The organism is Capnocytophaga gingivalis ATCC 33624 (genome assembly GCF_000174755.1).
In the GTDB taxonomy this organism is placed as follows: domain Bacteria; phylum Bacteroidota; class Bacteroidia; order Flavobacteriales; family Flavobacteriaceae; genus Capnocytophaga; species Capnocytophaga gingivalis.
The window spans coordinates 108,061-122,295 of the sequence record NZ_ACLQ01000010.1; the positions used below are offsets into that span (position 1 = coordinate 108,061).

16 protein-coding genes and 1 tRNA gene are annotated in these 14,235 nt (G+C 38.6%); 13 read left to right on the top strand and 4 right to left on the bottom strand.

Features of this window, described 5'->3' with window-relative positions; genetic code table 11:
- Window positions 1-33: 33 nt before the first annotated feature.
- Window positions 34-504, bottom strand: a complete 471-nt coding sequence (locus tag CAPGI0001_RS03135) for a hypothetical protein (RefSeq protein WP_002666591.1) — start codon at window positions 502-504, stop codon at window positions 34-36.
- 15 nt (window positions 505-519) lie between these two features.
- Window positions 520-963, bottom strand: coding sequence for a DUF2262 domain-containing protein (locus tag CAPGI0001_RS03140; RefSeq protein WP_002666714.1), 444 nt, complete (start codon window positions 961-963; stop codon window positions 520-522).
- Between the two features lie 135 nt (window positions 964-1,098).
- Here CAPGI0001_RS03140 and CAPGI0001_RS03145 point away from each other — a divergent pair, with 135 nt between their 5' ends.
- The 3 genes from CAPGI0001_RS03145 (at window position 1,099) to CAPGI0001_RS03155 (ending at window position 4,246) form a co-directional block, all read left to right on the top strand.
- Window positions 1,099-2,049, top strand: a complete 951-nt coding sequence (locus CAPGI0001_RS03145; protein WP_081451912.1) for a hypothetical protein — start codon at window positions 1,099-1,101, stop codon at window positions 2,047-2,049.
- Between the two features lie 129 nt (window positions 2,050-2,178).
- Complete coding sequence (locus tag CAPGI0001_RS03150) at window positions 2,179-3,465, top strand: WG repeat-containing protein (RefSeq protein ID WP_002666488.1); 1,287 nt, start codon at window positions 2,179-2,181, stop codon at window positions 3,463-3,465.
- 244 nt (window positions 3,466-3,709) lie between these two features.
- Window positions 3,710-4,246, top strand: a complete 537-nt coding sequence (locus CAPGI0001_RS03155) for a DUF488 domain-containing protein (RefSeq protein ID WP_002666654.1) — start codon at window positions 3,710-3,712, stop codon at window positions 4,244-4,246.
- 44 nt (window positions 4,247-4,290) lie between these two features.
- Here the strand turns inward: CAPGI0001_RS03155 and gltS are convergent, their stop codons facing one another.
- Entirely contained in the window at window positions 4,291-5,553 is a 1,263-nt protein-coding gene (gltS, locus tag CAPGI0001_RS03160) for a sodium/glutamate symporter (protein WP_002666689.1), read from the bottom strand.
- A gap of 61 nt (window positions 5,554-5,614) precedes the next feature.
- A tRNA-Leu gene (locus CAPGI0001_RS03165) sits at window positions 5,615-5,694 on the bottom strand.
- 169 nt (window positions 5,695-5,863) lie between these two features.
- On the opposite strand from CAPGI0001_RS03165, the gene CAPGI0001_RS03170 reads away from it, so the two are divergent.
- From CAPGI0001_RS03170 to CAPGI0001_RS03215, 10 genes are all read left to right on the top strand, one after another.
- Window positions 5,864-6,808 carry a ribose-phosphate pyrophosphokinase gene (locus tag CAPGI0001_RS03170; protein WP_002666875.1) on the top strand — a complete coding sequence of 315 codons (945 nt, stop codon included), beginning with the start codon at window positions 5,864-5,866 and terminating at the stop codon, window positions 6,806-6,808.
- A gap of 21 nt (window positions 6,809-6,829) precedes the next feature.
- Window positions 6,830-7,426: a 50S ribosomal protein L25/general stress protein Ctc gene (locus tag CAPGI0001_RS03175; RefSeq protein WP_002666921.1), complete on the top strand. Its 597-nt coding sequence runs from the start codon at window positions 6,830-6,832 to the stop codon at window positions 7,424-7,426.
- A 97-nt stretch (window positions 7,427-7,523) separates the two neighbouring features.
- On the top strand, window positions 7,524-8,096 hold the full coding sequence (locus CAPGI0001_RS03180) for a hypothetical protein (protein WP_002666439.1): 573 nt from the start codon (window positions 7,524-7,526) through the stop codon (window positions 8,094-8,096).
- Window positions 8,097-8,152: 56 nt separating this feature from the next.
- The gene (locus CAPGI0001_RS03185; RefSeq protein ID WP_002666819.1) at window positions 8,153-8,368 is read left to right on the top strand and encodes a hypothetical protein; all 216 of its coding nucleotides are present in this window, start codon (window positions 8,153-8,155) and stop codon (window positions 8,366-8,368) included.
- On the top strand, window positions 8,353-8,658 hold the full coding sequence (locus tag CAPGI0001_RS03190; RefSeq protein ID WP_002666752.1) for a type II toxin-antitoxin system RelE/ParE family toxin: 306 nt from the start codon (window positions 8,353-8,355) through the stop codon (window positions 8,656-8,658). The genes CAPGI0001_RS03185 and CAPGI0001_RS03190 overlap by 16 nt, the downstream gene beginning before the upstream one ends.
- A 208-nt stretch (window positions 8,659-8,866) precedes the next feature.
- Entirely contained in the window at window positions 8,867-9,310 is a 444-nt protein-coding gene (locus CAPGI0001_RS03195; protein WP_002666575.1) for a hypothetical protein, read from the top strand.
- A gap of 32 nt (window positions 9,311-9,342) precedes the next feature.
- Window positions 9,343-9,882: a hypothetical protein gene (locus CAPGI0001_RS03200; RefSeq protein ID WP_002666545.1), complete on the top strand. Its 540-nt coding sequence runs from the start codon at window positions 9,343-9,345 to the stop codon at window positions 9,880-9,882.
- A gap of 67 nt (window positions 9,883-9,949) precedes the next feature.
- Window positions 9,950-12,787 (top strand): leucine--tRNA ligase, encoded by a 2,838-nt coding sequence (leuS, locus tag CAPGI0001_RS03205; RefSeq protein ID WP_002666923.1) that lies wholly within the window; start codon window positions 9,950-9,952, stop codon window positions 12,785-12,787.
- A gap of 81 nt (window positions 12,788-12,868) precedes the next feature.
- Entirely contained in the window at window positions 12,869-13,534 is a 666-nt protein-coding gene (locus tag CAPGI0001_RS03210) for a hypothetical protein (RefSeq protein ID WP_002666438.1), read from the top strand.
- Between the two features lie 20 nt (window positions 13,535-13,554).
- Complete coding sequence (locus CAPGI0001_RS03215) at window positions 13,555-14,232, top strand: hypothetical protein (protein ID WP_002666666.1); 678 nt, start codon at window positions 13,555-13,557, stop codon at window positions 14,230-14,232.
- The last annotated feature ends 3 nt before the right edge of the window (window positions 14,233-14,235 follow it).

The following is a 14,235-nucleotide window of genomic DNA, read 5'->3' on the forward strand; positions in this document are numbered from 1 at the left end:
GTTTTTATGCCCTGTAGCTCCACTATAAGCGGTTTAACATATAGAAGAATTGTTTAAAAATACTGACCAATCATCATCGGCATTGGCATAACCTATAATTTTTTCCTTGTACTTACTGCCAAGGATGTATTCGCTCACAAAAGTATCAAAATCAACATCAATCTCCTCAATACCTTCATAGCTATCGGCAGGGAAAATCACGAGTTGGGTGTGTTTGTCAAGAAAAAGAGGTTCATACAATAGTTGCCCTATTTCATACCACGAGGGCTGTTCGGCAGGGACGCGATATTGGTTATCTGGTAGTTCTTCTGTACTCCACAGAATGATATCGCCAAAAGAGCCACCATTGCAAAGTTTTAAAAAAGCACAATGTGCAGGGGCTATGAGTTGTAACACTTCTGGGGAAATATTTTCAGCCCCTTCGGGGATTTCACCTATAAGTATGGCATCGGGTGATGCCGCTAAGCAATTTCTGTAATGGGTAATGATAGTTTCTAAGGTCATTTTCAATCAATTATTCTATCCAAACATTTGGGCATCATTGAAATTCATACCGTCAAACTCTGAGGCGATAAGTGAGTGCCCCAAGAACATATCTTTGTCATCAAAGAAAACTTCTATATCCTCGCTGTAAAACAAGAGACTCTGCAAGCTAAGACTTTCCATAAATTCCTCTTTGGTGAGCTCAGGTTTATTAGGATCATCATCGTCATCATCGCCAAAACGCCAATTGTCATTGTACAGGTCTAAATATTTCTCGGCAATACATTCTTTGGCTTTGGGCAGGAGGGTGTTTATCTCACTGAAAAAAGAGTTCATCTGCTGTTCTATCTTTTCAGTTTCGCCTTCATCTTCAAGGATGATGTCCACCCTTAATTCTTCTCCATTGATAACCACCATCCCATCATAAGAAGTAGGGTCATCAGTGTGCTGTGTAAAATCTTTAATTTTGTACTGTTTCATACATTATTTTTTGCTGCAAAGATAAGGATAATTAATGAATTTTCTTTATCTTTGTACTTTCATAACCCCTCGAATTCGAGGGGATTAAAAAAAACAAATTTATCTGTCTTTTTTGTAAAGTAAAAAATCAATAAAATGAGTATAATTACAGATTTTACTAACAGACGAATGTATTTTTGGCGTGGATACTACTTTGGAAAAGAGGGTATTTGGTGTCAGGATTTTGATAAAGAAAAAGCATTTTGTGTGCTGAAAGACTCTTTGTACAAGGATTATTTGGTTAGGGCAGTAGCTGATAATGGGAAAACGATAGCTGTTTCTCGTGATATTAACACTAATGAACCATTACTTATGGTTGATGTTGATAAAAAAACTATAACAAATACCATTTATAATCATACTTTTATCTATCCCTCTCTTGATAGAGAAGGTAGCAAAGTATTTTCAGTAACTAAAAGCGATATTTATAAGAATATTTATGGGAACCCTTTTTGTGTAGATGCCGAAACGGGTAAAGTAATAGCTACTCTCGACGAAAAAACACAATGGGGTAACACTGCTTATCATCCTGCGAGCAATTCGGTGTATTTTAGTGCTTTCAGACAGCCTAATCTGTACAAATTCAACTTTGATACACTTACGTTTTCAGCCATACCTACGGATAAAAAAATACGTATATTTGATTGTAAAGTAGCTTGCAACAACAAAGGTTACTACTATTTAGGCAGTAATATCTTAGTGTATATGAACAATGAAGACAAGGAAGTTTGGCGTATCAATTTTAAAGAAAAAGAAAAACTTAGTGGCAAAACACTTTTTTCAATATGTCTTTCAGATCATCCTGATTACATAGGGGTTTATTTGATAGATGGCGAGTGGTTATTCATCATCAATCGCAATGATTTTTCATATAAAAAGTACAAATTAGGAAGAAGAGTAGGGTTTAGTCAGTTTCTCAACAATTCATTGCTGTTGATAGATAAAAATTACAACCTTAGCACACTCAATTTAGAAACATTAGAAGAGAAGCCTTTTTTACCCACCACTAGCGCGAGGTGCGAGCCGCACGGGCAGAATAGGGATTAGGTGTTAGGTGTTAGGTGTGAAGCCACACGGGCATTTTTTTTGCTAATAATAATTGTCAGGGGTGACTCACCCTCGTGAGCTTGTAGCTCGTGCCAAACAAATTAATAAATCAGTAAATTAAAAAACACAATGAAAAAAATTCTTTTTTTATTAAAACTAACCTTGCTGTTGTGTAGCTTTACGGGGTTGGCACAACCTAAATACTTTATCTTTGAAGAAAAGGGTAAGTTAGGATTGGTAGATTTGCAGGGGAAAACAGTATTAGCCCCTACTTTTAATTCTATAGAAGAAAAACAACCATACTTCTTTGCTTGTAGTAAAGCAAAAGGCTGTTCGGTATATAACGAAAATTTACAGCCCATTCTTAAAGGGGATTATAACTCTATAGAACTTGGCTGTGAAGGTCAGTTTATTGTTGAGAAGAATGGGAAATATGGGGTGGTTTCTGAAAAAGGTACTATAATACTCCCCTTAAAATATTCATTTATAAACTCTAACAAAAATGGCTATACTGTAAAACTTAATCAAAAAGCAGGTCTTTTTAACTCTGAAGGGAAAGAAATTATCCCTATAAGCTATCACTGGGTTTACACGGATAAGATAGATGACAATATTCCTATTGTAGCAGAATTGAACGAGAGCAAAGCAGGATATATCAATACTAAAAATGAATGGGTGATACCTCCTACTTATCAATATGCATTTGCTTTTCGACAAGGTGTAGCTAGAGTAAAAAAAGGTAGAAATTATATGTATATCAACCTTAAAGGAGAACCTGTTATTCAAGATTTTGATAATTATGTGATTCAAAATTTTGATAATTATGTGATTCAAAATTTTGATAATTATGTGATTGAACCTTCTGACAACACTTACATAGTAGGTGTGCGTAAGGAATGTAAGTATATGGTCTATGATTTGAATGGTAATTTATTAGATACCTATGATGGTTTTATAAACAATTGGAGTGGTAATGCTATTTTTGGGGTTAAAAAAGGTAGTAAATGGGGCTATATAGATGGCTATGGCAAGGTAATAGTCCCCTTTGAATATGAAGAAGTTAATAATTTTAGCGAAGGTTTGGCTTCGGTACGCAAAGATGGTAAATGGGGGTATATCAATCCAAAAAATGAGATAGTGATTCCGATTGAGTTTACTAATAAGGAGGTAGGCTCCTTTAAAAATGGAGGGGCTGAATACTATACTGATAGAGGTGCAGGTCTTATCAATCTGAAAGGAGAAATAATAGCTGAACCTAAATATGATAGTATAGAATACGTAAATGGAAATATTGCTATAGTATCTTTTGATGGTTATAACTATCTATACGATTTTGTAAAAGAAAAGAAACTCAAACGCCTTAGAAAAGTGAAAATACATAAAGGCTTTATAGCTGTTGAACCAAGATGTGACTAATTAACAAATCTCCTCGTGCGAAGTGCGAGCCGCACAGGCATTTTTCTGCTAGCGCGAGCTTGTAGCTCGTGCTTATTATAGAGAAGAGCTTGAAGCTCTACCATAAAGAGAACGAGCATTCTGCTCGCACCAGCAGGTGAAGTTGTGGGAAGTTTTTTATAATAAATTGATTATTATATATTTACAAATTAAAATAGTCACCTAAGAACAACTTTCGAGAGTTATATGGCTTACCTTTGTACTTATGAAGAAAATATATACCATAGGACACTCCACCCATACCTTGGAGGAGTTTATAAAAATATTGCAATCTTTTGAGATACAGCACTTAGTGGATGTCAGGGGACTGCCAGGGTCTAACAAATATCCACAATTCAACAAAGAGAATTTAGAAGTGGTATTGCCTCAAGTTGGTATCGCTTATACTCACTTGCCACTATTGGGGGGCAGACGCAGAGTGCACAAAGACTCCAAGAATACCCGCTGGCACAACGTCTCTTTCCGCGCCTATGCCGATTATATGGAGACACCTGATTTTGAAAAAGGTATTGCTGAGCTTGTAGCCATTGCCGAAAGAGAAACCACCGCTTACATGTGTGCCGAAGCTCTCTGGTGGCGCTGTCATAGATCTATGATATCGGATTACCTAAAAGCCAAAGGCTGGCAAGTAGACCACATCATGGCCATAGGTAAGGACGAGCCTCACAAATATACTGCTCCTGCGCGAATTATGGGAGATAAGGTAGTGTATTATGACGAGGGAGCCATTTTAGGACTCTAACTATTTATTCAAAAAATCACCCTCCATTCATCCTTCACTGCTCACTATCCGAAAATATAGACAAACCCAGTAAGGATAAAAGCATTGACAAAATCGACAAAGAAAGCTCCTACCATAGGCACGATAAGAAAGGCCTTATGCGAAGGACCAAATTTCTCAGTGATAGACTGCATATTGGCTACAGCAGTAGGGGTTGCTCCCAAACCAAAGCCACAGTGCCCCCCTGCCAATACAGCGGCATCGTAGTCCTTGCCCATAAGGCGGTAGGTAACAAAGTATGCATAGGTACTCATCACAAAGGTCTGTACGGCAAGGATTACCAACATTGGCAAGGCCAAATCCATGATCTGCCAGAGCTTGAGGTTCAAAAGAGCAATACCTAAGAACAAACTCAGAGAAGCATTTCCAAATACGTCAATGGCACGATCAAACATATTAATCTTGAAAGCTGAAGTCAGCACATTACGAAGAACTACCCCAAAGAGCAAAGCCCATATGAACTGAGGTAAGGTGAATTTTTCTGGGAAAAAAGATTTGACAAAATCGGTATCCATCAGGGCAGAGAAGGACAAGCAGGCAGCAAAGAGCGCCATAGTCTCTATGGCCGATTTGGCAGTGATAAGGCGCTGCTTTTCCGGATGCTCGAATACTCCTACTTCTGCTTCGGAACTCTCTTCACCAGATTCTGTGAGGGGCTTTCTACCCATCTTATTGACCAAGCGGCGCGATACAGGACCTCCTATGAGCCCTCCTAATACCAAGCCAAAGGTAGCAGCTGCCATTCCTAAGGCTGTAGCCCCCTCTATACTGTATTTTTGTTCTAATACCTTTCCCCATGCACCAGCAGTACCATGCCCACCGGTAAGGGTGATAGAACCAGTCATCAGCCCTATAATAGGCTTGAGCCCAAAAGCAGTAGCCAAGCTCACTCCTACAAGGTTCTGTATCACAATGAAAAGAGCTACCACTCCCAAAAAGATAAACAAACCGACACCTCCTGATTTTAGGCGCGAGAAGTCAGCACTTAGCCCAATGGAGGAGAAAAAGATAAGCATAAAAGTATCTTGTAGACTTTTGTCAAAATCCAAAGAGAGTCCTTGCCCCATATGGATTCCATTCTCAAAGGAAAGTCCCGTACCTATATATAGCATATAGATTAAAAAAGCCATGAGCAAGCCCCCTGCTACAGGTTCTGGAATGTTGAAGTTCTGAAGTAGTTTGATTTTCCCTACAAGCAATCGCCCAATGAGCAATACCAAAGTCGCTGCAATAAGCGTATAATAGGGATTGACAATGATTGTATTCATAACAAATAAAGTGTTTGATGGAAGTTAATAAAAAATCCTCTTAGTAGTAAGAGGATTGTTGTACCTGAGGAGGGAATCGAACCCTCACTCCGAAGAACACGAGTTTGAGTCGTGCGCGTCTACCAATTCCGCCACTCAGGCAAGTAGTGTTATGAATTCGAGTGCAAAAGTACAACTATTTTTTGAATCTGCAAAAAAAGAATAAAATTTTTTTTCAAGAGTCATTTTTAATTTATATCTTTGCAACCTCTTATAAGGCATTCGTAATACGCAATAAAAAAAATCTAAGATACTTATAATCACTTGACTTATGGAATATTCTATGCCAGCCGTTAAGATTTTTGCTTGTACTCAATCCACCGAATTGGCAAGCAAAATCGCACAAGAATATGGCATTGAGCTGGGGAAAATTATTTTTTCTCATTTCAGTGATGGAGAATTTCAACCTTCTTTTGAAGAATCTGTACGAGGAACGCGTGTGTTCTTGATTGGATCCACCCAACCCTCCTCGGAGAACCTTATGGAGATGCTGCTGATGATAGATGCTGCTAAGCGCGCTTCTGCCAAGCATATCACTGCGGTCATTCCATACTTCGGCTGGGCACGGCAGGACAGAAAGGACAAACCTCGTGTCCCTATAGCTGCCAAGCTTGTAGCCAATCTGCTTGAAACAGCAGGTGCAACACGTGTCATTACCATGGATTTACATGCAGATCAGATACAAGGCTTCTTTGAAATACCTGTAGATCACCTCTATGCATCTACTATTTTCTTGCCTTATATCAAGTCGCTCAACCTTGAAAATCTCTGTATGGCTTCTCCTGATATGGGAGGCTCCAAAAGAGCTCATTCCTATGCCAAGTTCCTGAACTCCGATGTGGTAATCTGTTACAAACAGCGCAAGAAAGCCAATGTGATTGAGAAAATGGATCTTATAGGAGAGGTCGAAGGCAAGCATGTGATCTTGGTGGATGATATGGTTGATACTGCAGGTACTCTTACCAAAGCCTCTGAGATTATGATGGAAAAGGGGGCTCTTAGTGTAAGAGCGGTATGTACCCATGCTATCCTTAGTGGCAATGCTATAGAAAGAATAGAAAATTCTCCTATGGAGGAAATTATCGTAACTGATTCTATTCCTCACAACCTAGAGGGAACAAAGAAAATACATGTACTCAGTTGTGCAAAACTCTTTGCTGATGTGATGCACTCCGTACACCAACATGTCTCTATCAGTGACAAATTCATTATGTAAATTTTTTAATTAATATATTTTATGCAATCGATTACAATCGTAGGATCTCAAAGAGAAAGCGTGGGCAAAGCAGCAAGCAAGGCCTTACGTAATGCTGGAAAGGTTCCTTGCGTGTTATACGGAGGGAATAGTACCATTCACTTTTCAGCGGATGCTTTAGCATTCAAAAAGTTGATATATACTCCTAATGTATATACAGCAACGATTGAATTAGGAGGAAAGACTTACAACGCTATCCTTCAGGACATTCAGTTTGACCCTGTTACGGACAACATCATCCATGTGGATTTCTATGAACTACACAAGGACAAAGAAATCACCTTAGCTGTGCCTATCCAGATCGTAGGTACTGCTCCTGGGGTTATGGCAGGGGGTACTCTCCGCATCGTAAACCGTAAGCTTAAAGTAAAAGCCTTACCAGAGAACTTGCCTGACTTCGTCCCTGTAGACATCTCTTGGATGGAAATGGGTAACCGTCTCTACATCACTAAGATCGCACAAGAAAAGTACAAAATCATGCATCCGGACAACACCGTAGTATGCCAAGTACGTGTATCTCGTGCCGCTCTTAAGGCCGCTCAAGAAGCTGCTAAAGCTGATGGTAAGAAGAAAAAATAAGCTGTTATCATTTTATAAAACAAAACAGGCTGTCCTTCTCAGGCAGCCTGTTTGTTTTTTAACAAATTATCACTACCTTTGCGGAAAATAAACCACTATGAAAAAACTATTTTTACTGCTTATCTTCCTAACATTTGTTTTCAACTTGCAAGCCCAACAAACTGATTGGAAAAAGTATGACCTCAAAGGAAAAGTAAAACAAGTAAAAGCCACTACTACTTCCTATTCAGGAGGTTGTGAAAAGGCCAAAAAGTATGTCGAATGGACATGTATTACTGAGTTTGACTCTCAAGGGAACGTGGTTAAGAACACTTGGTATATTTGGCGTAATAAGCTCTCACAAGAACATTTTTACTCTTATCAAGGAGAGGAAGTAACTCTTACAATTTGTCTTTACAAACAAGATAAAATAACAGACACTAAAACCTATCACTACAAAAGAGGTGAAGAGGAACGCGTAGAGAAAGAAATAGAACGTACTGAGCAGAGTAATAACATCCCCTACACAGCTCAAGTCCGTACATTTACAAGTTCTTACAAAAATGGTATTTTGCGCTCTTCTCCTGCCACTACCTACAAGTACGATGACCAGGGCAATTGGATTCACAAAAAGAATACTACCAATCCCCATTGCGTAAGGCACAACACAAGGAGTATTGTCTATTATTAAATTCCATTATTGGTTGTTTGGCAAATTATCACTACCTTTGCAGAAAAATTACTACTATGAGAACTATACAATTCAACAAGAATATTACTTTTGAACAATACCAAATGGCTGTACGTGTATTGGAAGCCATAGGATTGGAAGTCAAGAAAGAAGAACTCTCTGCTGAGATCATAGAAGGAATAGAGCAGGGATGGAAAGAACTCCATGAAGGAAAAGGAATATCTAGTGAAGAAGTACATAAAAAAGCGAGACTATTATGTACAAAAAAGTAATATGGTCTCCAAGAGCTCAAGAGGAATATATTTCAACTTTGGAATATTGGATAGAACATAACGATTCATCTACCTATTCAAATAAAATTATAGATGAAGTAGAAAGAATAGAACAAAGGATATTGGATTTTCCTATAGCTCATCCTATTGTTTATCAAACTCCTGAAAAAGAAATTCGAAGAGTTTTGATATTGCATAATTTCTCTCTTTTCTATCAAATATTCACCGATAGGATAGAGATTGTTTTCTTTTTTGACAATAGAAACGATCCTAAAAAATTAATTCTTTAGGGATCTGTTTATTTTCAAACTATAACCCTGCTGATGCGAGCTTGTAGCTCACACCAAATTTTCTAATTAGAAAATTGACAAATTAAGAATTATACTTTACATTTAATAATTTTGTATATGCAAAAAGTTCCTACTTAAGTGAAAACGGGGTGTAGGGTCAAGTAATAAACCTTTCATATTTTAAATACAAATAAAAAAACATTATAAAATGAATATACAAGAGCAAAATGTTCCCCAGTCCTACCGAGATTTATTTGCTACTATTCCTGAAAAATCTAACTTTTTCTACGAATATGCACGCCGTAAGAAACCCACTCTTCCTAAAAGAGTTTATGTAATACAAGGTTTTTTCTCTCTTACCCGTGAAACTGATGATAATGGTGAAAAGCTGATTCCTACTTATCGACTACTTGCACAAAAAGACTTTTTCTACAAATCAATAGAAGGTAATAGTATAGACAAACTTCCTTCAGTTGAAGTTCTAAAAACAGCTTTTGCCTTTGGTGTTTCCGATGGCGGTATACTTTTCTTCCACCCCGAAAATCATAGTGTTTGGGTAATATATGATGACCTTTATACCGAATTAGTAGCTGATACCTTTGATGAATTTCTTGAAAAAGCAACTTTCCAAAGACAGTGGGATTTTAAATAAAAATATAACATACATTCTAAATAATTTTGTATATGCAAAAAGTTCCTACCTACCTAAGTGAAAATGCTTCTAATATAAAATCAGGCGATTATCTCTCTGTGGATATACAATCGAAAAATGGAAATACGCTCTTTGAAGTGTATTATTATGGAGATTTATTTGAAGTAAAGAGGAAAAAACTCCCTTGTATTGTAGATAATAAAACTGGAATTCCTTGTAAAATAGTAGCCAAAGATACAGAAACAGGTGAAGAAATATTGCTTTTTGATGGCTACCGACACGGCTATAATGCAATGTTTTGCGATGAGTTTGACCCAGAAGAAGTTGAAAAACGAACTTTGGTAAAATACAATATTACTCCTTGCAAGATTCATATAGATTTTGGGTATTCTATTGATTACGAAGAAGAAAAAGAAGATTATGAAGTAGACGAAGAAGATAGAGTAACCCTTATCAATGGAGAAAATATCCCTTGGGAAGAAGTGAAAAGAAATGGCTTTGACTATATCTCTATCGTCTGTGAAACTGAAAATGGAGAAAAAGCAGAGATTGTATCTTTAGAATTAGCTTAAAGAACCAACAAATTATTACTACCTTTGCCCCGAACTAACATCTAACAACTAAAAACTAACGACTAATATGACCTATAATCACAAAGAAATAGAAGCCTTTTGGCAAGAATATTGGGCAGAACACCAGACTTTCAAAGCCCAAAACGACAGTACCAAACCTAAGTACTACGTGCTTGATATGTTCCCTTACCCCTCAGGAGCAGGCTTACACGTAGGGCATCCGCTGGGCTATATCGCCAGCGACATCGTGGCGCGCTACAAGCGTCACAAAGGCTTTAACGTATTGCACCCTCAGGGATACGATAGTTTCGGTTTGCCAGCCGAGCAATACGCTATCCAAACAGGGCAACACCCAGCGGTTACTACGGCACAGAATATTGCTCGTTACCGCGAGCAGCTCGATAAAATAGGTTTTTCATTCGATTGGAGTCGCGAAGTAAAGACCTCCGACCCCGATTACTATCGTCATACCCAGTGGATATTCATACAGTTGTTTAACTCGTGGTATAACAACGCAACCGACAAGGCAGAGCCTATTGAAACCCTTATCGCTCTCTTTGAAACAGAAGGCAATAGTAAGGTAAATGCTGACTGTGACGACGATACCCCAACCTTCACTGCTGCCCAATGGCACGCAATGACAGCTGAAAGCAAACAACGTCATTTACTAAAATACCGACTTACCTACTTGGCAGAAACCGAAGTAAACTGGTGTCCTGCCTTAGGAACTGTACTGGCCAATGATGAAATCGTCAATGGCGTATCCGAGCGTGGAGGTCACCCTGTGATTCGCAAGAAGATGACCCAATGGAGTATGCGCATCACCGCCTATGCCGAACGCCTTTTGCAAGGCTTAGACACCATCGATTGGAGTGAAAGCATCAAAGAAAGTCAACGCAACTGGATAGGAAAATCAGTTGGAGCCTCTATCGACTTTGTGCTCGCCTCCGGCGAGCACAAAGTCGAGGTCTTCACTACCCGCCCCGATACCCTCTTTGGTGCTATTTACCTTACCCTTGCTCCCGAGCACCCCTTAGTATTGCAAATTACTACTGAGGAACAACGCGCTGAAGTAGAAGCCTACATCGCTGCTACTGCCAAACGTTCAGAGCGTGACCGTATGGCCGATACCAAAACCGTATCAGGAGCATTTACAGGGGCGTATGCCCTGCACCCACTTACCGGCAAGCAAATCCCTATCTGGATAGGCGATTATGTATTGGCAAGCTATGGTACGGGGGCTGTGATGGCAGTTCCTGCCGGCGACGACCGTGACTATGCCTTTGCCAAACACTTCAAGGGCGCTAAAGGAATGCCCGAAGTGATTAACATCTTCGATAAAGATATTTCAGAAAACGCCTTTACCGACAAAGAGGGAATGACTTACCAAAACTCTGACATTCTCAATGGTTGCACTAACTTTAGCGAGGCAGTAGCCAAAGTATTAGCAGCCTTAGAAGCCAAGGGCGCAGGTAAAGCCAAAGTGAATTACCGTCTTCGCGATGCTGTCTTCTCACGTCAGCGTTATTGGGGCGAACCTTTCCCAGTATATTATAAAAACGGCTTGCCACAGATGATAGGCGAGGAGCACCTCCCTATTCTCCTACCCGAAGTAGAGAAATACCTCCCTACCGAAGAGGGTAACCCACCGTTGGGCAACGCCACTGCTTGGGCGTGGGATACCGCAAACCACAAAGTAGTGAGCAACGAACTTATTGATAACCAAACCGTATTCCCGTTAGAATTGAATACGATGCCAGGTTGGGCGGGCTCTTCTTGGTATTGGTTGGAGTATATGATGGAAAAAGACGCACGTGCGGACTTTCCTACCAAAGCTGTAGTAGACTATTGGCAAAACGTAGACCTTTACGTAGGGGGTAGCGAACACGCCACAGGACACTTGTTATACTCACGCTTCTGGAACAAATTCCTCAAAGACCGCGGTTTTGCCCCTACTGAAGAGCCTTTCAAAAAACTGATTAATCAGGGTATGATATTGGGAATGAGTGCTTTTGCGTATCGCTTAGAAGGCACGAATACTTTTGTATCTAAAAATCAAATAAAAGGGCAATCGGTGCAACCTATTCACGTAGATGTTTCTCTTTTAAAAGATACTTCCGATGAGTTAGACATTGAGAAATTTAAAGCGTGGCGTAAAGAGTTTGCTAATGCAGAATTTATTTTAGAAGAAGATGGTAAGTATATAACAGGTCGCGAAGTAGAAAAGATGTCCAAATCTAAATACAATGTGGTAAACCCTGATGATATTTGTGAGCAGTATGGAGCTGATACTTTACGCCTTTACGAAATGTTCTTAGGACCTTTGGAACAAGCTAAACCTTGGAACACAGCAGGTATTTCGGGGGTATATAACTTCTTGCGCAAGCTATGGCGCTTGTATTTCAATGACAACGGCTGGCAAGTAACTGATGAAGCCCCTACGCCCGAGATGCTCAAAGCACTCCATAAAACGATTAAAAAGGTAAATGAAGATATTGAGAATTTCTCTTTCAATACCTCAGTGAGTCAGTTTATGATATGTGTGAATGAGTTATCATCGCTAAAATGCCACCATAGAGACGTTTTAGCGCCTCTTGCGGTACTGGTAGCACCTTTTGCTCCACATATCGCTGAAGAGCTCTGGAAAAGGCTTGGAAATACCGAAAGCGTAACTTATGCACCTTATCCCGTACACGAGGATAAGTATTTGCAAGAGGACAGCAAGGAGTATCCTGTATCGTTCAATGGCAAAGTACGCTTCAAACGCGCCTATGCTACCAGTATGAGTGTGGCAGAGATAGAGCAAGCCATCCTCGCCGATCCTCAAACCGCAGAACAGCTACAAGGCAACACCCCTAAAAAGGTAATTGTAGTGCCTAATAGGATTATCAATATAGTGAGTTAGTAATAAATTTCAGGGGTTAGTTTTTAGAATTTAAAAATTAACCCCTAATTATATGTCAGAAAATTTAAATGAATTACAACTATGAATACCTCAATGATTTTACTTATAGTACCTATACTTATAGTTATTTTTGTATTATACACCTTTATAAATCGAAAAGGTGATTTCGAAAAACGCTTAACCTACCATACTCCTCGATTACTTTCTAGCCAACGACAAGAATATATTAATGGGGCAGAACGATATACCAAAAAAGCAAGCATAATTATAGGTTTATTTGTGAGTTTCCCATTGATGATTATGTTTGTCTCTCTATTATCTCAAGATGTGAGCAATAGTCTTATTATCTTTCTTTTTATAATTTTCATAATACTAATAGAATGCTTGTGCGCCTATCTAATGTATCGTTTTTTAATGAAAAATATAAAAAAACAGCGACTACTCTTAGAACAGATGAGTGATAGTGACTTTGAGCTATTGCTAGATATACAAAAAAATACATATCTCTTTAAATATTTTCCTCCTTTTATACTTTGTAAAGATAGATTGTATTTTTTTAGTTTTGTAATAAAAGAAATTGATCCTGCAAGTATAAAAAAAGTAAGCTTTAGTTATGCTAAAGGACAAAATATGATTGTACATATCAAATCTGCAACATCTACAACAATTTCCCTGTATAGGAATATATATCCTATTTTGGTGGAGATTATCAAGAGATACAGTCCTGACGCTCAAATAGAAAGCTAGAACAATATTGTTAATAAACTATGGACTCACTTTCCTTCACATACTTTCTGCCTTTATTGCTTTTCGAACTACTCTTTTTCTACTTGATAGTAGTGCGCAAAAATGCTTTTGAAAAGCGATTAGCACTCTTTAGCCCCACTCGCCAACTCTCACAGAAGCGCCAAGCCTATATGCAGAAGGTGCACAACTACCACAAGTATTTCAATGCTATTCTCTTAATAATATTCTACCTCCCTCTGTGTTTTTTTATAACCTTGATAATCAAAGAAAAATATGAGGAAACAGGCAAACTAGTTATACCAATCTCTAATAATATGATCATGATCTTACTAGTTCTTTTCTTGGCACATTACCTGATCATTTACCTAAAAAAACGCAAAGAGAAAGCCCTGCGTATGTTTTTAGAACAAATGAGCGATGATGATTTTGAGCTCCTCCTCAGGGTAAAAGATAGTTTGTCATTCACAAGCAAATATAGTCCACCCTTTGTATTATGTAACCATCAGTTGTATGTTTTTTCTTTTTTTACCATCAAGGAAATTGACCCTGCCAAAGTAACCGAAGTAAACTGGAGTCGTGGTAAAGATAGTATTTTTGTACAACTCAAAGCTCCTCAAAGAATAACCCTTGGCCTACCTAGAGGAGGATTCTCTTATTTCTTGCAAATCATTGAACAATACTCAAAACTCAAATTATAGTAA